Here is a 21,825-nt window from a genome sequence, read left to right as displayed (position 1 = left end):
ACCAACCCTTTCGATACACGAGGTTCAGCGGGTGCGCAGCGCCACCATCAAGGACGTCGCAGAACGGGCCGGCGTCTCGCTGAAGACCGTCTCGCGCGTGATCAACAACGAACCTTCGGTGCATGCGCGCACGCGCGAGAAGGTGCAGCGCGAGATCGACGCGCTCGGCTACCAGCCCGACCCTTCCGCGCGCAGCCTGCGCAGCACGCGTGCCTATGCGATCGGCCTGGTCTACGACAATCCCAACGCGCACTACATCATCAACCTGCAGCGTGGCGCGCTGGCGGCGTGCCGTTCGAGCGGCTTCGGCCTGCAGATCCATCCGTGCGACGCGTCCTCGCCGAAGCTGGCCGAGGAACTGCGCGAGCTGGTGCATCGCTCGCGCCTGGCCGGGCTGGTGCTGGCGCCGCCGATGTCCGAGCAGCCGGAATTGATTGGCGCGCTGAACGCGGCGAAGGTGCCGTTCATCCGGATCATCTCCGCGCGCAAGGATCCCGCCGATGGCTCGCCCTGCGTCTACGTCGACGACCGCGACGCCGCCTACGCGATCACCGAGCACCTGATCCAGCTCGGCCACCAGCGCATCGGTTTCCTGTGGGGTGGCCGTGAACACCGTTCCAGCCAGGAGCGCTACCAGGGCTACGAGGATGCACTGAAGGACTACGGCATCGCACTCGACCGCAAGCTGATCGTGCCCGGCGACTACACCTTCGACGACGGCTTCCGCGGCGCACGCAAACTGCTGGCGCTGAAGGAGCGGCCCAGTGCGATCTTCGGCTCCAACGACGAGATCGCCGCCGGCGTGCTGGCCGCGGCGCACTCCGACGGCATCAACGTGCCGTACGAACTGTCGATCGCCGGCTTCGAGGACAGCCCGTTCTCCAAGCAGTCGTGGCCTGCCCTGACCACCGCCCGCCAGGCCACCGAGGAGATCGCGCGGCATGCCGCGCAACGGCTGATCGGCGACCTGCAGCGCGCGGCCAACGGCGAACCGATCGACAACCGCAACGAAGGCTTCAGCCCGGAACTGGTGGTGCGCGGCTCCACCGCGCCGCGGCACGCCGCGCCGTCCGGGCGCGGCGCCGGCGGCCGACGCAAGCCGGCTACTTGACGTTGTCGGTCTGCCCGATGAAGCGGGCGACGTTGTCGTGCAGCTGCTTCAGCGAGGTCTCGTGCGCGTACACCATGTGCCCGGACGGATACCACGCATAGCTGATGTTGCGCTCCAGGCCGGCCGGGATCGGCAGGTGGTGCATCTCGTAGTCGGCGGCAAAGTACGGCGTGGCCAGATCGTAGTAGCCGCCGTGCAGGTAGACCTTGAGGTTGGGGTTGGTCTTCATCGCCATGGCCAGGTCCGGCATCACGTTGGTCGAGGACTGCAGCGCCTCGCCGTGCACGCCGGGCGCCTTGTGCGAGAAGTCCCAGTGGTCGATGTCGGCGAACAGCCGGTACTGCCGGCCCTGGCCGAACTTCAGGTCGCGCCGCACGTAGTCGTTGAACGCGGCCACGTAGGCCGAGCTGATCGCCGAGGACTGCGGGTCGTACTCGGAATCCTTGCTCAGCGGGTCGATCGACGGCCCGGCGAAGCGGCTGTCCAGCCGACCGGTGGTGACGTCGCCATCGGCCTGCAGCTCGTGCTCGAACATGCCGCCGGTCACGCGCAGGTTCGCCTTCAGCAAGTAGGCCACCGGCAGGCCGGTGTACTCGTGCAGCTTCTGCGCCACCGCCTGCCTGTGCGCGTCATCCAGGCGCGAGCCAGCCATCAGCGCCTGCGCGTAATCGCCCAGCGCGTACTGCTCCACCTCGCGCAGGAACGGCTCCAGCGCGGCCGGCTGCTGCGGCAGCTTGTGGTGGTAGAACGCGGTGGCGGCGAAGGTCGGCAGCGCCAGTTCGTACGGCAGGTCGATGCCCGGGTTGAACTCCGGCCCGTCGATGCTGGTGTCGAAGCTGAGGATCTGCGAGAGCAGGATCACCCCGTTCAAGTCGACGCTGTCCTCGTTCTCCAGGGTGTTCGCCAGCACCGCCGAGCGGGTGGTGCCGTAGCTTTCGCCGAACAGGTACTTCGGCGAGTTCCAGCGGTCGTATTTCGACAGGAAGCGGGTGACGAACTGGGCGAACGCATGGCCATCGCCATCCACGCCGTAAGTCGCCTTCCGGCGCTCCTTCATCTGCTCGTCGCGCTTGGACTTGTCCGCGTCGGCGGCGATCAGCCGGCTGAAGCCGGCACCGGGGGCGTCGATGAACACCAGGTCGGAGGCGTCGAGCAGGCTGTAATCGTTGTTGACCAGTCCGTACGGCGCCGCCGGCGTGTGGCTGTCGTCGCTGGTCACCACCCGCTTCGGCCCGAACGCGCCCATGTGCAACCACACCGTGGCCGAACCGGGACCGCCGTTGTAGATGAAGGTGACTGGCCGCTTCGCCGCCGCCACGCCTTTCTTGAAATAGGCGACGTAGAACATGCTGACCTGCGGCTCGTCTTCCTTGTCGCCCGTGCCATGCAGCACCAGGGTGCCGGCCACCGCCTTGTAGTCGATGCGATGCCCCTCGACCGATACCGAACCCTCGCTGGCCGACGACTGCGGCTCGACCAGCGCCGCGTCGGGCTTCTCAGGCTTGGCCTTGTCGTCCTTCTTGTCCGGGGCGGCGATCGCGACCGCGCTCAGCAGCAGCGCGGACAACGCCGCGACGAAAGGAAGTTTGCGCATGGTCCGGAGTCCCCTGTGACTGGGACGCCATCGCCCCGAAGCGTTGCAGCATAGGCACCACGGCCGCGCGATTTCATAGCCCAGAAGTCACTGCGCGAAAACGGCGGGGCGCACTTGGAGCATGATGAAGGGGCGACGATGGGGCGTTTGGCGATGTCCTGACCCGAGCATGCCGCGGTCGGGGACGGAGGCGATGTAACGTGAAAATCGGGGCCGAGGTTGCCGGGGGGAGCTGGCCACAGCCAAGGAATCAGGCTGATCGTGGTCGTGGCCGCTGCATAAGTGGACCTGACCCTGTTCCGGCTACTATCAAACGGCCGTTCAGACGAGTCTGCTATTTCAGCAGATGACAAATGGAGTGGTGTATGGGCGCTAAACTGCTCTGTACTCGACGGATGAGTTACATCAAAAATGCTTTATCCATTTTTCTATTGTTCCTTGTTGCTGGATGCGCCGGCCGTGAGAGCACGCCCGTCAGCCAGCTGCGAAATAAGTCGATAGAGAGTTTTAATTCGGGAAAAGAGATCGAGGCTGTTACATGGACCAAGAGAATGGCTGACGCGGATGCATATGAATCAAACTTTCTTTTGACTCAGTACATAATATATGACACGCTGGAATACATGCATAATTTTAAGCGAATAAATAAGAAATGGTATGCGTCGGTGGTAGCTAATGACTTATCCCATGTAGATCCTTCACTTCGCAATAGATATATAGCAGCTCAGGCCTTTTCTGAGATATACCTAAATTCTCCAGATGCTGGCCTGAACCTGCTAAATGCAAGGTGTAAGGCATGGGTTGTGCCCGATGTGAATGTTTGCCTGGGAAAAATCATTACGAACATACAGTCTTCATATATTTCAGCCCCAAGCAGACTTGGCGCGATATATTTGTTTGAGGCGGCGGAGGTTGGCAATCAATTGAAATTGATTGACAAACAATCTTACCGCTACAACGCGGGATTGGCCTACGCTGCGGTTGATAAGCGCAGATCCCTTGGTATGCTTCGTTATCTGATGGGTGGTGATCCATTGAGCGGTGATGCAAAGAAAGTATACTGCTCTATATTGAATATGGATTTTCTTAATTCAACCGGTCAAAGCCTTCTTGGACAGGTGACGAACTTGAAGGAATACCAAATTAACGCCACTTGTCAGATTTCGATTTAAAGGGACCGAGGCAATTAAATCCGCATGCATTCCGTGGCGCCACCAATCACCCCCGCGCGATCACCCCGATCGCCAGCAGCGCCAGCGCCACGCCGGCGAGGTTGAGCCGGCTCAGCCGTTCGCGGAACAGCAGCAGGCCGACCAGCGCGCCCAGCGCGACCACGCCGAGGTTCATGCTGGCGAACACCAGCGCCGGGTGCCCCGGCAGCGCCCGGTGGCCGCGCAGGTAGAACAGGATGTTGCCGAAGTTGCCCAGGCCGAGCAGCAGACCGGCCAGTGCGTTGCGCGCGGTGAAGCGGATCTGTCCGCGCGCGCGCCGCCACAGCTGCAGCGCGAAGGCGACCAGCAGGGCCAGCGCAAACATCGCCTGCAGCGAGGCGCCCAATGGCACGCCGGCCTGCGCCACGCGCTTGAACAGGATGTCGATCACACCGAAACCGCCGAACACCAGAAGCGGATACAACCAGCCGGCGGTGCCGCGTTCCGCCGCGCTCTGCCCGCTGCGCCAGACCATGCACAGCAGCGCGAGCAGGCCCAGCACGATGCCCAACGCCTTGAACGCGGTGAGCCGTTCGCCGAACAGCGCGAACGCAGCAAGCAGCGAGAGCAGCAACGACAAGCGCTGCGCCGCGTCGCTGCGCACGATGCCGGCATGGCGCACGGAGGCGGCCAGCGCCAGGAAGATCGTCGGCAGCAGGATGCCCAGCGCGGCGAGTGCCAGCCACGGCGCACCCGGTGCACGCAGCGTGACCAGCGACGGCTGCAGCAGCCACGCGGTGAGCGCGCCGGTGGCCACGTAGTTCCAGGCGATCGCCTGACCCACGTCGAGCTGGAACCGGCGCGCCAGCTTAAGCAGCACCGACACCAGCACGCTGCACAGCACGCTGAGCAGGACGTAGATCATGCGTTACTCCGATGACGGTAGACCGTCAGTCTGCCGCCGCATCGGCGCCCGCTCAAAACGCATCCAGTGGAATCTTCAGGTAGCGCACGCCATTGGCCTCGGCCGGCGGCAGCTGGCCCGCGCGCATGTTCACCTGCACCGCCGGCAGGATCAGCGCCGGCATCGCCAGGCTGGCGTCGCGCGCGCTGCGCATGCGCACGAATTCATCTTCGCCGATCCCGTCGTGCACGTGGATGTTGTCGCGACGCTCGGCGCCGACCGTGGTCTCGTGCACGAACACGTCGCGGCCGGCAGGCTTGTAGTCGTGGCAGAGGAACACCCGGGTTTCCTGCGGCAAGGCGAAAATGCGCTGGATCGAGCGGTACAGCGTGCGCGCGTCGCCGCCGGGGAAATCGCAGCGCGCGGTGCCGTAGTCGGGCATGAACAAGGTGTCGCCGACGAAGGCCGCATCGCCGAGCAGGTGGGTCATGCACGCCGGTGTGTGCCCGGGCGTGTGCATGGCCACCGCCTCGATGCCGCCGACCAGGTAGCGCTCGCCGTCCTTGAACAGGTGGTCGAACTGGCTGCCGTCGCGCTTGAAGCCGGGGCCCGCATGAAACAGCTCGCCGAACGTGTCCTGCACGTCGCGGATGTGCTCGCCGATGCCGAGCCGGCCGCCCAGCTGCGCCTGCACGTACGGTGCCGCCGACAGGTGGTCGGCATGCACGTGGGTGTCGATCACCCAGTCCACATCGAGCCCCTGCGTCCGTACGAACGCGATCAGCGCATCGGCCGATGCGTGCCCGGTACGCCCGGACGCGGCGTTGTAATCCAGCACGCTGTCGAACACCGCCGCCTTGCCCGTGGCCGGGTCCCATGCCACGTAGCTGAAGGTATGGCTGGCTTCGTCGAAGAATGCATGTATCTCGGGACGATGCATCGTCATCTCCTTCCACTGCGTGGTGACCGGGGCGCGCAAGGCGCCGGGATGAGGGCCATGATTTGGTTTCCTGCGGATACGGGCGTGGGGATTATCGCCCCTGCGCGACCGCTCGCCGCATCATGCCGATTGCGCGGCCTGCTCCGCGGCGAGGCGCCGCGCGACGCGCGCAAAGCTGGCCGCCGTGGCGGCGTTCGCCGGCGCGAAGAAGAACGCGGTGGCGCGGTCGACGTGGTCGCCGTCGCGGATCGGCAGGCGCATCGAGTGGATGCTGAGGTCGCCGAATTCGGGATGGAAGAACGGCACCGTAATCGCGCTCAGCGGCGCCGTGTGGCAGCGCTGCCACAGTTCGACGAACTCGGCGCTGGCCGCGCCCAGCGCCTCGATCAGCTGGTGGAAGCGCGGGTCTTCCGGATGCGCCGCCTGGTTCATGCGGAACATGCCGAGCAGGTTCAGCGCGCCGTTCTCGAAATCCGGGTACAGCCGCCGCCGCGCCGGGTTCATGAACGCGTTCCACAGGTGGTTGTCGGCGAACGGCCCGCCAAAGTCGCCGGAATCGCCGAAGCCGTACAGGCATTCGGCCATGCGGTTCCAGGCCAGCACGTTGAACACCGTGTCCAGCACGAAGGCCGGCGCCTGGTACAGGTCCAGCACCTGGTGCATCACCGCCGGCAACTGGAACTGGTGTTCCGGCACGTCGGTGCGGGCCAGTCCCATCAGCGCGAACAGGTAGGCCTCGTCGGTCGGCGACAGCGACAGCGCACGCGCGATCCGCTGCAGCGCCGCGGCGGACACGTTGATCGCGCGGCCCTGCTCCAGCCACGTGTACCAGGTGACGCCGACCTCGGCCAGCGCCGCCACTTCCTCGCGACGCAGGCCCGGGGTCAGCCGGCGCGGCCCGCGCGGCAGGCCGGCCGCCTCGGGGGTGAGCACGGCGCGGCGGGCGCGCAGGAAGGCCTTCAGCTCGGTGCGTTGCATGGAGGTGCGCATGGGCATGCCCGGGTGGTAGTGGGAGTACCAGCAGTGGGGACTGCCTTCCCATGCTAGCGGCGGCGACCTACCGTCGCCTGTCCCCCAAGTCATGCATCCGCAGGTGAGCGCGATGCCGGTCCTGCGGCCATGCATCCGCGGCACCCCCAGCCGCCGACCCCGCACCACCACCGCCCGGTCACAACGCGCCAGCCGCCGACGTCCTTGTACCTGCCCCTCAGGAGATCGACATGTCGTTACTCCCCGTCCCCACTCCCGTCCATGCGTCGCGTACCGACGCGCTTACCGATTTCGTGGCGCATGCCCAGCTGATGCTGGATCCGGCCACCCCGGAATCGGCGCGGCGCGAGGCCGAGCCGCGCCTGCTGGCGCTGCTGCCGATCCTGCAGGCACTGGGCGTGTTCGAACTGTTCACGATCCGCGACCCGGCACTGCGCGCACTGGTGCATGACGAACTGCAGGCCTGCCGCACCCGCGCTGCCTAAACGCTTGCCCAAGCAAAACCGAATACGCATATATTTGCCTTGACAAATATACTCATGGCAATAGAATGCGCGGCCATGAATGCCGAATCGCTCGCCTTCGCCACCCCCAGGGAAAGCCTGGGCGTCCTGCTCGGCCTCGTGCGCGCGGAGATCGTGCGCGCGATGGAGGCGGAACTGGCGGCCAAGGGCCTGAACCTGAGTTTCACCCAGTTCCTGATCCTCAAGCGGCTGGCCCGGCTCGGCCCGATGTCGGCCACCGAGCTGGCCCGCTCGGTGGAGCTGGACGGCGGCGCGATGACCCGCCAGCTCGACCACCTCGAGCACAAGGGCTACCTGCGCCGCTGCCGGCATGAGCAGGACCGCCGCACCCTGCGGATCGAGCTGACCGACACCGGCAACGCGCTGTGGCAGGAGCTGACCGACTGCAACGACCGCGTGCTGACCGCCGCGCAGCGCTCGCTGGACGAGGCCGAACAGGTACAACTGCACGACTACCTGGAGCGCGTGCTGCACGCGCTTCGCGACAAGCACTGACCCCTTCACCCTGGATCTTTCCATGCGTCTGCATCTACTTGCGGCTGCCGCCGCCCTGACCGTCGCGCTGGCCGGCTGTGCCAGCAGCGGCGGCCTGCACCCGGACGGCACGCCGATCGACCCTGCCTCATTGAAGGCAGATCGCAGCCTGGCCAACCTGTCGGCCGCCGCCTGGCCGGCAACGGACTGGTGGAGCGGACTGGGCGATCCGCAGCTCGACGCGCTGATCGCCGAGGCGCTGCACGACAACCCGGGGCTCGGCGTCGCCGATGCCCGCGCCCGCGCAGCGCAGGCCGAGGCGGGCATCGCCGATGCCGCACGCGAACCCGGCGTGACAGGCGGCGCTGCGATCGCCGGTGCCCGGCCGCCGGCCGCGCTGCTCGGCGACAAGGCGCATTTCGCGCTGGCCAAGTACGGCTACGCCAGCTTCAAGTGGGACCTGGATCTGTGGGGCGGCAAGCGCGCCGCGTGGGAAGCGGCGGTTGGCCAGGCGCGCGCCGCCGAAGTCGATGCCCGTGCCGCGCGCATCGAGCTGTCCGGTAACGTCGCCCGCGCCTACGCCCGGCTCGGTTACGCGTTCACCCAGCAGGATCTGGCCGCCGGCGAGCTGAAACGCGCGGAGCAGTCGCGCGAACTGACCCGCCAGCGCGTCGCCGCCGGCATCGACAATCGGATCGCGCTGAAGCAGGGCGACGCCGAAGTAGCCACCGCCGAGCAGGACGCGGCGCTGGCGGCACGCGCGGTCGATGCCGCGCGATCGTCGTTGTCGGTGCTGCTCGGCAAGGGCCCGGACCGCGGGCTGCAGATCGCCCGGCCGCGGCTGCTGGCACCGGTCGCGCTGGCGGTGCCGCCCAACCTGCCGCTGGACCTGCTCGGCCACCGCGCCGACCTGGTCGCCGCGCGCTGGCGCGTCGAAGCCGCCGGCAAGGACATCAAGGTGGCGAAGACTGCCTTCCTGCCGGACATCAGCATCGGCGCGATGGCCGGCGTGGTCAGCATGGGCGGCAGCAACCCGCTCAGCCTGGCGGGTCGGTTCTACCAGGTCGGGCCCTCGCTCAGCCTGCCGATCTTCGACGGCGGCAGATTGCGCGCGAACCTGTCCGGCAAGGATGCGCAGTACGACCTCGCCGTGGCCCAGTACAACCAGACCCTGGTCGGCGCGCTGAACCAGGTCGCCGACGAGCTGTCCGCGCTGCAGTCGGTGCAGCAGCAGCTCGCCGCGCAGCAGCGTGCGCAGGACGCCGCGCAGCAGGCCTGGGAACTGGCGCTGCAGCGCTACCAGGCCGGCGTCGGCAGCTACCTGGAGGCGCTCGTCGTGCGCCAGCAACTGCTCGCCGCCAACCGCGGCGTCGCCGCGCTGCAGGCACAGCAGGTCGACCTTTCCGTGCAATTGATCCAGGCCCTCGGTGGCGGCTTCCAGCCGCAAGCCGGGGCGCCAGCTCCCTTCCCGTCGTCATCCCCTTCGCATTCCTGAGGCAGCCCCATGTCCAGCCAGTCCACCCCTGATTCAAGCGGCATCGCGGCCCAGAGCACGGCCGTGCCGAGGAAGAACCCGCGCGGTCCGCTGCTGCGCCTGCTCGGCATCGTGGTACTGCTCGCTGTGATCGGTTGGGCGTTGTGGTATTTCCTCGACGGCCGCTGGTACGAGGGCACCGACGACGCCTATGTCAACGGCAACGTGGTGCAGATCACCCCGCAGGTGCCCGGCACCGTGGTCAGCATCGGCGCCGACGACGGCGACCTGGTGCACGCCGGCGACGTGCTGGTGCGGCTCGACCCCAGCGACGCCGACGTGGCGCTGGCCGAGGCGAAGGCGAACCTCGCCAACACCGTGCGCAAGGTGCGCGGCCTGTATTCCAGCGTCAACGGCGCCCAGGCCGACGTGGCCGCGCGCAAGACCGCGGTGGACAAGGCCCGCGCCGACTACAACCGGCGCGTGGCGCTGGCCAAGTCCGGCGCGATCTCGGCCGAGGAACTGGCGCACGCCAGCGACGCGCTGACCACCGCGGAAAGCGCGCTGATCACCGCGCAGCAGCAGTACCAGACCAGCAAGGTGCTGGTCGACGACACCGTGGTCGCCTCGCATCCGGACGTGCAGGCCGCCGCCGCGCGCCTGCGCGCCGCCTTCCTCGACGACGTGCGCGCCACCCTGGTCGCGCCGGTGGACGGCTATGTGGCCAAACGCTCGGTGCAGGTCGGCCAGCGCGTGCAGCCCGGCGCCGCGCTGATGGCGGTGGTGCCGCTGCGCGGCGTATGGGTGGATGCGAACTTCAAGGAGACCCAGCTCACCCACATGCGCATCGGCCAGCCAGTGACGATCGCGTCCGACGTCTATGGCAGCAAGGTGGAATACAAGGGCAAGGTGCAGAGCCTGGGCGTGGGTACCGGCAGCGCGTTCTCGCTGCTGCCGGCGCAGAACGCCACCGGCAACTGGATCAAGATCGTGCAGCGCATCCCGGTGCGCATCGTGTTCGACGACCCGGCCCAGCTGGGCCAGCATCCGCTGCGCATCGGCATGTCGCTGAACGTGGACGTGAGCCTGCACGACCAGAGCGGCCCGATGCTGGCGCAGCAATCGCCGAGCAAACCCGCCTTCAGCACCGACGTCTATCGGCAGCAACTGGCCACGGCCGACCAGGTGATCGGGCAGATCGTCCACGCCAACATGGCCGGCGGCAAATGACACCAGCAGCTCCCTCCCCTGGATCGCAGGGGAGGGTTGGGGTGGGGTGCTCTTGATCTTCGTGCCAAGAGCAACCCCCTCCCAACCTCCCCCTGCTGCGCAGGGGGAGGAGCAAGGCCTCCCATTCCCGACCGATCCCGATGACCACCGAATTCCGCCCGCCCAACCTGGCACTGAGCACGATCGGCCTGTCGCTGGCCACGTTCATGCAGGTGCTGGACACCACCATCGCCAACGTGTCGCTGCCGACCATCGCCGGCAACCTCGGCGTCAGCAACAACCAGAGCACCTGGGTGATCACCTCGTTCGCGGTGAGCATGGCGATCGCGCTGCCGCTGACCGGCTTCCTCAGCCGCCGCTTCGGCGAGGTGCGGCTGTTCACCGCCTGCACGCTGCTGTTCGCGCTGACCTCGTTCCTGTGCGGCGTGTCGCAGAGCATGGGCATGCTGATCCTGTTCCGCGCGCTGCAGGGCGCGGTGGCCGGGCCGATGTACCCGATCACGCAGAGCCTGCTGATCGGCATCTACCCGCCGGCCAAGCGTGGCATGGCGCTGGCGCTGCTGGCGATGGTGACGGTGGTGGCGCCGATCGCCGGGCCGATCCTCGGCGGCTGGATCACCGACAACTACTCGTGGCCGTGGATCTTCTTCATCAACGTGCCGATCGGCATCTTCGCCAGCATGGTGGTGGCCAACCAGCTGCGCGCGAAAGTGGAGAAGACCGAGCGGCCGAAGGTCGACTACGTCGGCCTGATCAGCCTGATCATCGGCGTGGGCGCGCTGCAGATCGTGCTGGACAAGGGCAACGACGAGGACTGGTTCAACTCCAGCTTCATCATCATCACCAGCATCGTCTCGGCGATCGGCATCGCGGTGTTCCTGATCTGGGAGCTGACCGACAAGGACCCGATCGTCGACCTGCGCCTGTTCCGCCACCGCAACTTCACCGCCGGCACCATCGCGCTGATCCTGGCCTACGCGGCGTTCTTCGCCATCGGCCTGCTGGTGCCGCTGTGGCTGCAGCGCAACCTCGGCTACACCTCGACCTGGGCCGGCTTTGCCACCGCGCCGATCGGCGTGCTGCCGGTGCTGCTGACCTTCTTCGTGGGCAAGTACGCCACCCGCTTCGACCTGCGCATGCTGGCCTCGATCGCATTCGTGGTGATGGCCGGCACCTGCTTCATGCGCTCGGACTTCTTCATCGGCATCGACTTCTACCACGTGGCGATGGTGCAGCTGTGGCAGGGCCTGGGCGTGGCGCTGTTCTTCATGCCGGTGCTGACCATCCTGCTGTCGGACCTGCAGCAGAACGAGATCGCCTCCGGTTCGGGCCTGGCCACCTTCCTGCGCACACTGGGCGGCAGTTTCTCCGCCTCGCTCACCACCTTGCTGTGGGAGCGCCGCGCGGTGAGCCACCACGAACAATTGACCGAGCACATCACCGCCTACAGCCCGACGGCGCAGGCCGCGATGCACCAGGTCGGCCAGGGCAACCAGCAAGCCGCCGCCGGCGTGCTCAACGACATCATCACGCAGCAGGCCTACCAGATCTCGTTCAACGAGGTGTTCCACGCGCTGGGCTGGATCTTCCTGGCGCTGGTGCTGGTGATCTGGCTGGCCAGGCCGCCGTTCACGCCGAAGGCGCGCCCGGTTTCCGGCGGCCACTGAATCCACGGCATGCATCGACGGGACGGCCCCCGCATGGGGCCGCCCCGCGTGGGAGTGGCGTCAGATGTCGAAGGCGACGCCGACCAGCGCCATCGTCTCGCCGGTGTTCGGGCGATGCAGGCCGCCATTGGAGACATGCCGGAGCGCCACGCTGAAATGCTTCGCCTGCCAGCCCAGCGTGCTGACGAACTGGTAGTGGCTGGAAAGCGCATGGGTGGCGTGGTTGGTGGCGGCGAGTTGTTCGCTGAAGAACAGCGGCTGGTACCAGTCGCCGGTATCGCCCAGATGGAAGCGCGCGCCTGCGGCAAGCAGCGCTACCGAGTCGCGGTTGGTGTAACGGCTGTTGTCGCTCGCCACGCGGCGGCCGTCGATCCAGCCGAGCGAGACATCCGGTGACCAGGTGAAGCGGGTCTGGCCGAGCGGTTGCGGCGCGAACACCGCCTCGACGAAGGCGGTCTTGGTACCGTAACCGTTGGAGTTGCTGCGGCCGGCCTGCACTTCGAAGCGGGTGGCGGCCGCCGGCAGCGCGGCGGTGACCAGGGCCAGTACGAGTGCGCTGCGGATGAGGGGACAAAGGGACATGGGGCAACCTCGCGATGGGAATCCTTTTATGTACCGCGTAGTTTACAAAACAGCCGGTGCCGGGCGAAGCCCCTTCTTGGTGCGATTTCGGCAACAGATTGTTGCCCTCGCGATGTAAAAACCCCGGCACGATGGCCGGGGTTCGGTGACGACACGGTCAAGGCCGTTATTTTCTGCCCGCCGGTTGCAAGGTCGGGCTGTCCAGGTCCAGCGCGGTCGCTTCCAGCAGCACGGCCTGCGGATGCGCCTTGCGAATGCCCGCGGCGAACTGCGCGGCGTCGCCGACCACCACCACCGTGCCGGCACCGGCATCCAGGTGCTTGTCCGCGTACTTCTGGACCTGCTTCGGTGTCACCGCCTGCACTTGTTCGATGTACTTGCCGATCTCGTCCAGCGGCACGCCGTACACCGCCAGCTCGCCGACCTGTTCGGCCAGGCCGGCGGTGGTTTCCAGGCTGCGGCCGTAGCTGCCGATCAGGGTGGCCTTGCGCGCGGCCAGTTCGTCGGCCGAAACCCGCGTGCTGCCCAGCCGCCTGAACTCGCCCAGCATCAGCTCGACCACCTGCGCCGCCGACGGGTTCTTGGTCTGCGCCGAGGCCAGCCACAGGCCGGCGTCGCGGCGTGGCATCAGGTTGCTGCCGGCGCCGTAGGACAGGCCGCGCTTGATGCGGATCTCCTCGTTCAGCCGCGCCGAGTACGAACCTCCGAGTACCGCGTTGGCGAGCGTGCCCACGTAGTAGCCGCCATCGCCACGCGACGGCGCGGCATGCGCCGCCACCACGCCGGCCTGGCCGGCGCCGCGCTGGTCGATCAGCACGACCGCCGGCAGCTGGCTGGCGGCCTTGCCCGGCGGTCGCGCCGGCAGCGGCGTGGCCGGCTTGCGCCAGTCGCCGAAGCTGGCCTGCGCCAGCTGCTGCGCCTGCGCCGGGCTAATGTCGCCGGCCAGCACCAGGATCGCGTTGTCCGGCCGGTACAGTGCCGCGTGCAGCCGCTGCACATCGGCGCGACCGATCCGCGCGATCGAGGCCGGCGTGCCGCCGCGCGAATGGCCGTACGCGCCATCGCCGAACACGCCGCGACTGGCGGCCAGCGAGGCCAGCGCGGTGGGCCGGCTCAGCGTCAGGCGCAGGTCGTCGAGCGCCTGCGCCTGTGCCCGCTTCAACTCCTCCGCGCTGAAATCGGGTTGCCTGACCACCTCGGCCAGCAAGCCCAGCGCCTGCGCCAGCTTCGGCGTGGTCACGGTGATGCCGACCGCGCTTTCGTCCCAGCCGGCGGCGGCATCCAGCGAGCCGCCCAGTGCCTCGGCGGCGGCGGCGATCTGCGGCGCGCTCTTGCCGGCGGCGCCCTTGCTCAGCAGGTTCGCGGTGAGGTCGGCCAGGCCGGCCAGCGCCGGCGGGTCCATCTCGCCGCCGCTGCGCACGATCAGCTGCGCGGTGACCAGCGGCAGGCCGGCGCGGCGCACGCTGACCACCCGCAGTCCGTTCGCCAGAGTCTGCGTCGACGGTGTCGGCACGCTCAGCCTGGGCGCAGGACCGGGTGCGGGTGGCGTGGCTGGAAAGTCGGTTGCCGCGGCGCTTCCGGCAGCGACAAGGATGGCCGTAAAGACGGCCAGACGGCAGGCATGCATCCGGCGGCTCATTTCGCTGCTCCCGATGTCGTCGCTGCCCCGGCGGGCTGCGGCAGGTAGTCGATGGTGACGCTGTGCGCGCCGGTGACGTATTTCTGCAGCACGCGGTGCACGTCCTGTTCGCTGACTTTCTGCAGCGCGGCCAGGTCGGTGTTGACGTGCTCCGGGCTGCCGTCGATCAGCGCCGCCTGGCCCAGTGCGAAGGCCAAGCCCTGCGCGGTCTGTCGCTGCTTCAGCTCGCTGGTCAGCAGCTGCGTCTTCACCTTGTCCAGCTCGGCGGCGGGAATCGGCTGGGTGGCAAGCCAGATGATTTCCTCGTGCAGCAGCTTCTCCGCCTCGGCCGGCAAGTGGCCGCTGGCGAGGATCGCGTAGGCGGTGAACAGGCCCGGGCCGACCCGACCGTCGGCGTCGGCGCCGGCTTGCTGGGCCACCTGGTGGCGGTACACCAGCGACTGGTACAGCCGCGAGGAGTCGCCCTGCGCCAGCAGCGCGGCGGCGACCTTGAGCGGGATGCTGTCGGCCGTGTCGGAAGCCGGCGGCAGCAGCCAGGTGATCGCCACCGCCGGCAGCGGCGCGGTCTCGCTGGTGACGGTGTAGCGCAGGTTCTTCTTGCGCACCGGTTCCTGCGCAGTGACCTGCGGAATCGGCGTGGCCGGCTTCGGGATCCAGCCGAAATACTGGTCGACCCACGCATCGAGCTGCTTCGGGTCGAAATCACCGGCGACGATCAGGGTGGCGTTGTCCGGGCGGTAAAAGGTTTTATGGAACGCGATCACGTCCGGCAGCGTGGCTGCGTCCAGGTCCTCGATGCTGCCGATGGTCGGGCGCTTGTACGGATGCACCGTGTACGAGTGCGGGTCGATCGCGTTGAACAGCTTGCCGTACGGGTTGGCCAGCACGCTCTGGCGGTATTCCTCCTGCACCACCGCGCGCTCGGACTTGAAGTTCGCCTCGTCCACGTTGAGGTTGGACAGCCGCTCGGCTTCGGCCCACAACAGGGTCTGCAGGTGGTTGCTGGGCACCACCTCGAAGTAGTTGGTAACGTCGTCGCCGGTGGACGCGTTGTTGGCGCCGCCCACGTCCTCGGTCAGCCGGTCGAACTGTTCGGCGTGCATGTGCTTGGTGCTCTTGAACATCAGGTGCTCGAACAGGTGCGCGAAGCCCGAGCGGCCCTGCGGATCATCCTTCGAGCCCACGTGGTACCACACCTGTACCGCCACGTTCGGGCTGGCATGGTCCTCCACGCTGAGCACCTGCAAGCCGTTCGGCAGGGTGCGCTGGTGGTACGGGATCGGTGGAATGGCCAGCTCGGCGGCTGCCACGGGCGGCGCCGGCAGCGTGGTGGCGAGAAGGGCAAGGGCGGTCAGCAAGGCGGCCGGGTGCAGTCGCATGGGTTTCATCCGTTCGGCGGAAAGACGCCACCATAGCAAGCCGGATCAAGCAGCGCCCGTGGCATGCGGCCTGCCCCGCCGGCATGGATGGCATGGCGCACGATCTGCGATGATCGGTAAACGCGAGTCCTGTCATGGGGGTGGCATGTTCCGCTGGATCAAGGACGTCTGGGTAGGCTCCGAACCCGTCGAATTCGTGAGCGCGTTCGGCATGACCGAATCGGTGGAGCGCCTGCGGGCCGCCACGCGCCACTGGTCGTTTCCGTTCGCCACGCAGGAATGCGCTGCCGGCACGGTGAGGGAAAACCGCGTGTCGTTGCAGCGGGTCATTCCGATGGTCGGCAATTCGTTCAAGCCGTTCTTCATCGGCAGGTTTGAGCAGCGACAGGGCAAGGTGGTGCTCCGCGGTCGCTTCACCATGATGCTGTTGGTGAAAGTATTCATGGCGTTCTGGTTTGGCATGCTCGCGCTGTTCACGGTAGCCGGCTCGGTGGCCGCCACGGCATCGCCGAAGGCCCTCATGTTCCCGCTGGCGGCCGTCGGCATGATGGGCTTCGGCGTCGGGCTGACGGCGCTGGGCCGGTGGTTTTCCCGGAACGACCCTGTCTGGCTCACTGATGTCATATGCACCGCGCTGCGGGCGCCATCGGATACCTACGCGCCAGGCCGGAACGCGGCGGCTGCCGGCCATGCAGCGGCAGGCGGGACACCAACCTTCATCTACGCGATGACCGGGCTGTTTGTTCTGTTCGGGTTCCTGGGCCTTGTTTCGGCGATCACCGGCATCCAGACCTATCGCGGCGGCCCCGGCGGATCCGTGATCACGCACTATGCAAACGATACGCTGCGCATGGTCGCCGGGGCTGCTTCCATCGCGATGCTCCTCGTCGCCCATGGCATCTATCGCCGGACGCTGTTCGCCTGGAGGGCAGGCTTCGTGCTGCTTGCGGCAAGCATGGCCTACTCGGTCATCGACCCGTTCGTACGCACCGACCTCGGGGATGCGCGCGTACCGGCGCTCGCGTTCGGCGGCCTTTCCATGCTGATCGGCGTGGTCTGGGGGCGCTGGTGGCATGCACAACGCCACCACTTCCACGATTGACGACACGGTCCCGGACGCGCAAATACACGGCAAGCCCGGCAAAGTGCCGCACGGGCGTTGCTCCAGCCACACATCCAGAGAATGCCAATGTCCGCCGCCACCCGATCATCGCTGTTCGCCAACCACAACTTCACCTTGCTCTTCGGCGGCAGCACGATCTCGGCCATCGGCGATCAGTTCACCCTGGTCGCCTTGCCGTGGCTGGTACTGAAGCTCACCGGCGATCCGGCGGCACTCGGCCTGGTGCTCGCCGCGATGGCGCTGCCGCGTGCCGCCTTCATGCTGATCGGCGGCGCAGTAGTGGACCGCATGTCGCCGCGGCGAGTGCTGCTGGGTGCGCGCGGGATCAATGCCTTGCTGGTCAGCCTGCTGACCGTGCTGGTCGTGGCCGGGGCGATCCAGATGTGGATGATCTACGCGCTCGCGCTGGGCATCGGCCTGTCTACCGCGTTCGCCTATCCGGCGGGTTCGGCCATCCTGCCGCAACTGATTCAACCGCAGCAGTTGCAACCGGCCAACGCTCTGTTCATGGGCATGCGCCAGCTGAGCATGATTATCGGCCCGGCGATCGCCGGACTGCTGATCAGTGCCGGTGCGCACGCTGATCACGGCAAAGGCGTGACCGATTCCGCCGGACTCGGGCTGGCCTTCGGCATCGACGCGGTGAGCTTCCTGTTCTCGCTCGGCTCGCTGATGCTGATCCGCATCCACAGCGATCACCATCCGAAGGCACCGGCCGGCAGCCTGTTGGCCAGCGTGGCGAGCGGTGTCCGCAATATCTGGGCCGATCTTCCGCTGCGCGCGTTCATCCTCTACGCCGCCGTGGTGTCCGTGTTTGTCGGCGGCCCGATCCAGGTAGGCCTGCCGGTGCTGGCCGATACCCGGCTGGATCTGGGCGCCGCATCGCTGGGCATCCTGATGACCGCGAACGGTGGCGGCATGCTGCTGGGCAGTTTTCTTTCCGGCGTCGCGACGAAGCTGGTACGCGGACGGCTCGGCCTGATGGTGCTGGGCATAGACAGCCTTGCCGGACTGGCCCTGGCCACGATGGCCCTGGTGCACTCGACCCTGGCCGGCGCCGTGTTGTTGGCCGGTGTCGGCGTGCTCGCCGGCATCGCGCAGATCGCCATCGTCAGCTGGATCCAGCGCCGCGTGGCGCCGGAGATGATGGGCCGCACCATGAGCGTACTGATGTTCACCTTCATGGGGCTGGGCCCGCTGTCGGCCGCCATCGCCGGCAGTCTGCTGAAGGTGATCTCGCTGGCGACCTTGTTCACCGGCGCAGGCCTGACGCTGACAGCCATTGCCTTGAGTTGCATGACCAGCTCGTCGCTGCGCAGCATCGGCGCGACAAGAGCGGAGACCGCGCCGGCCTGACCGCGATATCACGGACAACCTGCGAAGTCGGCTTGCGCTCGGGACAGCGCGCCGGCAATCGCCGAGTAAGTCAGCGGCCACTCCGAGCCAGTTTCAGGCGTCCCATGTGCCGGGCGAAGAAGCCTTCGGTCGGCTCGCCGAAATAGGCCTTGGTACGTCCGCTAAACACGCCCCAGCCCACGGCGACCAGAATCACGAAGGGAAGGACGATTCCCAGTGGGTTGCCGCTGGGTGCCCCCGGCGGCGCTGTCGCCAGCATCATGAGTTGCCCCAGTACCGGCAAACCCAATATCACGGCAAACGCCCCGAATAGTGCGAAGCGCGCGCGGCGTTTGTGTCGTAGCACCCTAATCCCCAGCGTGAGCAATACCATACCCAACACTAGCAGTACGATCGAGATGATCGAACCCTTGTCGCCCATCTTCGCCGCCAAGCTTGGGATCAACAGGGCAAACACGCCAACCAACAACTGGATGGAGCCCTGCACGATGCTGCCAATGGCCAGCCACTGTAGGCGCCCCGGCATCAGGCCTCTCGCGTGCCGAGCTAGGCGATCATGGTTGAACAAATAGATCGCTGGCGTACTCAGCAGCGTCAGCAATTGGGATACCAGCAAACCGCCGACGATGGCGATGCCCAGCGGCTGGCGCATTTCCGAGCCAATGCCGAAGCCGATCGCCAGCGGCAGCGCGGCGCCCATCGCGACCAGGGTGGTCATGGTGATCGGGCGGAAGCGCACCAGCGCGGCCTCGCGGATCGCCTCGGGCGCGGACAAGCCGCGCTCGCGTTCGGCGACGAGGGCGAAGTCGACCATCAGGATCGCGTTCTTCTTGACGATGCCGATCAGCATCAGGATCGCGATGATCGCCATCATCGAGATCTGCGTTTGGGTCACCAGCATGGCGAGGAACGCGCCGGCGCCGGCAGCGGGCAAGGTGGACAGGATGGTCAGCGGGTGGCCGAGGCTTTCGTAGAGAATGCCCAGCACGATGTACATCGCCAGGATCGAACCGAGCAGCAGCACCATGCCGTTGGACTGGGCCTGCTTCAGGCGCTGGTTGGCGCCGGTGAAATCCACCTTCATGCCGGCCGGCAGGCCCACCGCGTAAGCGGCCTGTTCGACCAGCTTGACGCCGAAGTCCTGCGGCACGTCCTTGGCCAGGTTGTAGTTGATCGTGGCCGCCTCGAGCTGGTTGTGGTGGCGTATCCGCAGCGGGCTGATGTCCGGCTCGATGGTTGCCAGCGCGGACAGCGGGATCATCCGCCCCTGGTCGTTGCGCACGTGCACGTTGAGCAGCGACTCGGGACTCACGCTCAGTGCCGCGCCGGTGCTGAGCACCACCGCATACTGGTTGATGTCGGAATAGATCTGCGACACCTGGCGCTGGCCGAACGCGTTGTACAGCGCGGAGTCGATGGTGCCGACGCCGACGTGCAGGCGACCGGCAGCCTCGCGGTCGATCTTCAGCAGTTGCTGCTTGCCGACCTGGTCGAAATTGCTGGTGACGTCGCGGAATTCCTTGACCGTGCGCAGCTGCCGCACCATCTTCAGCGCCCACGGCTGCAGGTCGCCGCCATTGGTGCTGACCAGCTGGAATTCGTACTGGCCGCCACCGTCGCCGCTGCCGCCGCCGCCGAGGAACTGCGCGGCGCTGACCGAGACCTTCACGCCGGGCAGCTTGTCGTAGTATTTGGACAGCCGCTCGACCACCTGCTTGATGCCCTCGTTGCGCTGGCCCGGACCGCTGCCGCGCGGCTTCAGGTCGACGAACATCTGTGCGTTGTTGCCCACCGCGCCGCCACCGCCGCCGTCGCGGCCAAGCATGGTGAGCTGGTCGAGCACGGCCGGGTCGGCCTGCATGATCTTGGCCACGGCGAGCGTGCGCTCGGTCATCTGCGCCGGCGAAATGTTCGCGTCGGCGTTGATGTCCACCTGCAGCTGGCCGGTGTCCTCGTCGGGCATGAAGGTGCCGCCGGCGGTCTTGGACACCGCGAAGCCGAGCGCGAAGGTGAGCAGCAGCAGGGTCAGCGGCTGCCAGCGCATGATCCGGCGATGGCGCATCGCCCAGTCCAGCGCGCGCTCGTAGACGTGCAACAGCTTGCGGTCGAAGCGCTCCACCGCCTGCTCGATCCGCCCGGGCGCCTGGGCATGCTCCGGCTCATGGGTCAGCAGGTAGGCGCACAGCGCCGGGGTGAGCGTGAGCGAGACCAGCGCCGAGATCACCACCGCCGCGGTCAGCGTCACCGAGAACTCGCGCAGCAGCATCACCAGCATGTTGTTGCCGAACAGCAGCGGCGCGAACACCGCCACCAGCGACAACGTGATCGAGATCACCGTGAAGCCGATCTCGCGCACGCCGGTCAGCGCCGCCTGCATCGGCGGCTCGCCGCGCTCCATGTGGCGCACGATGTTCTCGATCACCACGATGGCGTCGTCCACCACGAAGCCGATGCACAGCACCAGCGCCACCAGCGACAGGGTGTTGAGCGTGTAGCCGAGCGCCCACATCACCACGAACGCGCCGGCCAGCGACAGCGGTACGCTCAGCGTGGCGATCAGGGTCGGCCGCAGCCGGCGCAGGAACACCAGCATCACCAGCACCACCATCACGATCGAGATCAGCAGCGCCACCTGCACCTCGTGCAGCGCCGACTTGGTGGTCTGGGTGAGGTCGAACACCGGCGTCATCGTCACGTTTTGCGGCAGCGAGGCGCGCAGTTGCGGCAGGCGCGCGCGGATCGCCTCCACCGTGGCTACCGCGTTCGCCTCCGGCCGCTTGCTGATCTGCAGGCCGACCGTGCGCGCGTCGTTGAACCAGGCTGCCTGGTATTCGTCCTGCTGGCCGCCGTAGACCCGCGCCACATCGGACAGCCGCACCGGCGTGCCCTTCTTCACCGAGATCAGCAGGCGGGCGAACTCAGCCGGCGTCTGCAGCCCGTCGCTGGCGCTGACCGTCATCTGCGTGCGGCCGTCGCTCAGCGTGCCCTGCGGCGAGGTGACGTTGGCCGCGCGCAGCGCATTGGCCACGTCGTTGGTGGTGAGGCCCTTCGCCGCCAGCGCGTTGTTGTCCAGCTCGATGCGCACCGCATGCGGCGTGCCGCCGAACACCTGCACCTGCGCCACGCCGTCGATCTGCGCCACGGCGGGCTTCAGCATGGTGTCGGCGAGGTCGAACAGCTGGTCCTGCGGCAGGCCGGTCGAGGTCAGGGTGAGGAACAGGATCGGGATCTGCGAGGTGTCGAACTTGAAGTACTGCGGCGGCGATGGCATGCCGCTGGGCAGGTCGACCGCGGCCGCGTTGATCGCCGCCTGCACGTCGCGGGCGGCGCTGTCGGCGGTACGGTCGAAGGTGAAGCGCACCATCACCGAGGCGGTGCCCTCGTTGGCGTTGCCGTACATCTCGTCGACGCCGGGGATGCGCCCCAGGTGCCGCTCCAGCGGCGCCAGCACGGTGTTGGCCATGGTCTGCGCGCTGGCGCCGGGCTGGCTGGCCACCACGTACACACCCGGGAAATCCAGCGACGGCAGCGCGGCCACGCCGAGCAGCAGGTACGCCCACAACCCGGCCAGCATCAGGCCGAGCGCGAGCAGCGAGGTACCGACCGGGCGGCGGATCAGCGGGGCGAAGATGTTCATGGTGCTTCCGTCCGCCGGTGCGGACGCAGACTGGACCAGCGTAGGGATCG

The 21,825-nt window shown here is 67.2% G+C and carries 17 protein-coding genes; 9 read left to right on the top strand and 8 right to left on the bottom strand.

Going from position 1 to position 21,825, the window contains the following annotated elements; genetic code table 11:
• The first annotated feature begins 31 nt into the window (after positions 1–31).
• A complete protein-coding gene (locus tag QQA13_RS00720; RefSeq protein WP_108472179.1) occupies positions 32–1,111 on the top strand; it encodes a LacI family DNA-binding transcriptional regulator in 1,080 nt (359 codons plus the stop codon).
• On the opposite strand, the gene QQA13_RS00715 is transcribed toward QQA13_RS00720, so the two are convergent.
• Positions 1,104–2,705, bottom strand: a complete 1,602-nt coding sequence (locus tag QQA13_RS00715; protein WP_108472180.1) for a S10 family peptidase — start codon at positions 2,703–2,705, stop codon at positions 1,104–1,106. The genes QQA13_RS00720 and QQA13_RS00715 overlap by 8 nt on opposite strands.
• A 365-nt stretch (positions 2,706–3,070) precedes the next feature.
• Between QQA13_RS00715 and QQA13_RS00710 the strand changes: the two genes are divergently transcribed.
• A complete protein-coding gene (locus QQA13_RS00710) occupies positions 3,071–3,877 on the top strand; it encodes a hypothetical protein (protein WP_159082201.1) in 807 nt (268 codons plus the stop codon).
• A gap of 46 nt (positions 3,878–3,923) precedes the next feature.
• Here the strand turns inward: QQA13_RS00710 and QQA13_RS00705 are convergent, their stop codons facing one another.
• The 3 genes from QQA13_RS00705 to QQA13_RS00695 form a co-directional block, all read right to left on the bottom strand.
• Positions 3,924–4,781, bottom strand: a complete 858-nt coding sequence (locus QQA13_RS00705) for an EamA family transporter (RefSeq protein ID WP_108472181.1) — start codon at positions 4,779–4,781, stop codon at positions 3,924–3,926.
• Positions 4,782–4,833: 52 nt separating this feature from the next.
• Positions 4,834–5,700: an MBL fold metallo-hydrolase gene (locus QQA13_RS00700; protein ID WP_108472265.1), complete on the bottom strand. Its 867-nt coding sequence runs from the start codon at positions 5,698–5,700 to the stop codon at positions 4,834–4,836.
• A 120-nt stretch (positions 5,701–5,820) separates the two neighbouring features.
• The gene (locus tag QQA13_RS00695; protein ID WP_234411353.1) at positions 5,821–6,690 is read right to left on the bottom strand and encodes a helix-turn-helix transcriptional regulator; all 870 of its coding nucleotides are present in this window, start codon (positions 6,688–6,690) and stop codon (positions 5,821–5,823) included.
• A gap of 230 nt (positions 6,691–6,920) precedes the next feature.
• Here QQA13_RS00695 and QQA13_RS00690 point away from each other — a divergent pair, with 230 nt between their 5' ends.
• From QQA13_RS00690 to QQA13_RS00670, 5 genes are all read left to right on the top strand, one after another.
• Positions 6,921–7,175, top strand: a complete 255-nt coding sequence (locus QQA13_RS00690; RefSeq protein WP_108472182.1) for a hypothetical protein — start codon at positions 6,921–6,923, stop codon at positions 7,173–7,175.
• Between the two features lie 75 nt (positions 7,176–7,250).
• On the top strand, positions 7,251–7,709 hold the full coding sequence (locus QQA13_RS00685; protein WP_108472183.1) for a MarR family winged helix-turn-helix transcriptional regulator: 459 nt from the start codon (positions 7,251–7,253) through the stop codon (positions 7,707–7,709).
• A gap of 22 nt (positions 7,710–7,731) precedes the next feature.
• Entirely contained in the window at positions 7,732–9,183 is a 1,452-nt protein-coding gene (locus QQA13_RS00680) for an efflux transporter outer membrane subunit (RefSeq protein WP_108472184.1), read from the top strand.
• Between the two features lie 9 nt (positions 9,184–9,192).
• On the top strand, positions 9,193–10,392 hold the full coding sequence (locus QQA13_RS00675; protein WP_108472185.1) for an HlyD family efflux transporter periplasmic adaptor subunit: 1,200 nt from the start codon (positions 9,193–9,195) through the stop codon (positions 10,390–10,392).
• Between the two features lie 140 nt (positions 10,393–10,532).
• The gene (locus QQA13_RS00670) at positions 10,533–12,059 is read left to right on the top strand and encodes a DHA2 family efflux MFS transporter permease subunit (RefSeq protein WP_108472186.1); all 1,527 of its coding nucleotides are present in this window, start codon (positions 10,533–10,535) and stop codon (positions 12,057–12,059) included.
• Positions 12,060–12,119: 60 nt separating this feature from the next.
• On the opposite strand, the gene QQA13_RS00665 is transcribed toward QQA13_RS00670, so the two are convergent.
• From QQA13_RS00665 to QQA13_RS00655, 3 genes are all read right to left on the bottom strand, one after another.
• A complete protein-coding gene (locus QQA13_RS00665; protein ID WP_108472187.1) occupies positions 12,120–12,641 on the bottom strand; it encodes an acyloxyacyl hydrolase in 522 nt (173 codons plus the stop codon).
• 166 nt (positions 12,642–12,807) lie between these two features.
• The gene (locus QQA13_RS00660) at positions 12,808–14,154 is read right to left on the bottom strand and encodes a M16 family metallopeptidase (protein WP_234411354.1); all 1,347 of its coding nucleotides are present in this window, start codon (positions 14,152–14,154) and stop codon (positions 12,808–12,810) included.
• A 122-nt stretch (positions 14,155–14,276) separates the two neighbouring features.
• Entirely contained in the window at positions 14,277–15,659 is a 1,383-nt protein-coding gene (locus QQA13_RS00655) for a M16 family metallopeptidase (RefSeq protein WP_108472189.1), read from the bottom strand.
• A 145-nt stretch (positions 15,660–15,804) separates the two neighbouring features.
• Between QQA13_RS00655 and QQA13_RS00650 the strand changes: the two genes are divergently transcribed.
• Together QQA13_RS00650 and QQA13_RS00645 are read left to right on the top strand one after the other, a co-directional pair.
• Positions 15,805–16,761 carry a hypothetical protein gene (locus QQA13_RS00650; protein ID WP_108472190.1) on the top strand — a complete coding sequence of 319 codons (957 nt, stop codon included), beginning with the start codon at positions 15,805–15,807 and terminating at the stop codon, positions 16,759–16,761.
• A 57-nt stretch (positions 16,762–16,818) separates the two neighbouring features.
• A complete protein-coding gene (locus QQA13_RS00645; RefSeq protein ID WP_286042340.1) occupies positions 16,819–18,138 on the top strand; it encodes an MFS transporter in 1,320 nt (439 codons plus the stop codon).
• Positions 18,139–18,208: 70 nt separating this feature from the next.
• On the opposite strand, the gene QQA13_RS00640 is transcribed toward QQA13_RS00645, so the two are convergent.
• On the bottom strand, positions 18,209–21,775 hold the full coding sequence (locus tag QQA13_RS00640; protein WP_108472192.1) for an efflux RND transporter permease subunit: 3,567 nt from the start codon (positions 21,773–21,775) through the stop codon (positions 18,209–18,211).
• Positions 21,776–21,825: the final 50 nt, after the last annotated feature.

The sequence above is a fragment of the Rhodanobacter thiooxydans genome, from assembly GCF_030291135.1.
In the GTDB taxonomy this organism is placed as follows: Bacteria; Pseudomonadota; Gammaproteobacteria; order Xanthomonadales; family Rhodanobacteraceae; genus Rhodanobacter; species Rhodanobacter thiooxydans_A.
This window is presented reverse-complemented; position numbering and strand designations above follow the sequence as displayed.

Excerpts from the sequence above, each read along its gene's own strand:
- QQA13_RS00715 (WP_108472180.1), bottom strand. The coding sequence starts at position 2,705 with ATGCGCAAACTTCCTTTCGTCGCGGCGTTGTCCGCGCTGCTGCTGAGC.
- QQA13_RS00710 (WP_159082201.1), top strand. The coding sequence starts at position 3,071 with ATGGGCGCTAAACTGCTCTGTACTCGACGGATGAGTTACATCAAAAAT.
- QQA13_RS00705 (WP_108472181.1), bottom strand. The coding sequence starts at position 4,781 with ATGATCTACGTCCTGCTCAGCGTGCTGTGCAGCGTGCTGGTGTCGGTG.
- QQA13_RS00700 (WP_108472265.1), bottom strand. The coding sequence starts at position 5,700 with ATGCATCGTCCCGAGATACATGCATTCTTCGACGAAGCCAGCCATACC.
- QQA13_RS00695 (WP_234411353.1), bottom strand. The coding sequence starts at position 6,690 with ATGCGCACCTCCATGCAACGCACCGAGCTGAAGGCCTTCCTGCGCGCC.
- QQA13_RS00690 (WP_108472182.1), top strand. The coding sequence starts at position 6,921 with ATGTCGTTACTCCCCGTCCCCACTCCCGTCCATGCGTCGCGTACCGAC.
- QQA13_RS00685 (WP_108472183.1), top strand. The coding sequence starts at position 7,251 with ATGAATGCCGAATCGCTCGCCTTCGCCACCCCCAGGGAAAGCCTGGGC.
- QQA13_RS00680 (WP_108472184.1), top strand. The coding sequence starts at position 7,732 with ATGCGTCTGCATCTACTTGCGGCTGCCGCCGCCCTGACCGTCGCGCTG.
- QQA13_RS00675 (WP_108472185.1), top strand. The coding sequence starts at position 9,193 with ATGTCCAGCCAGTCCACCCCTGATTCAAGCGGCATCGCGGCCCAGAGC.
- QQA13_RS00670 (WP_108472186.1), top strand. The coding sequence starts at position 10,533 with ATGACCACCGAATTCCGCCCGCCCAACCTGGCACTGAGCACGATCGGC.
- QQA13_RS00665 (WP_108472187.1), bottom strand. The coding sequence starts at position 12,641 with ATGTCCCTTTGTCCCCTCATCCGCAGCGCACTCGTACTGGCCCTGGTC.
- QQA13_RS00655 (WP_108472189.1), bottom strand. The coding sequence starts at position 15,659 with ATGCGACTGCACCCGGCCGCCTTGCTGACCGCCCTTGCCCTTCTCGCC.
- QQA13_RS00650 (WP_108472190.1), top strand. The coding sequence starts at position 15,805 with ATGTTCCGCTGGATCAAGGACGTCTGGGTAGGCTCCGAACCCGTCGAA.
- QQA13_RS00640 (WP_108472192.1), bottom strand. The coding sequence starts at position 21,775 with ATGAACATCTTCGCCCCGCTGATCCGCCGCCCGGTCGGTACCTCGCTG.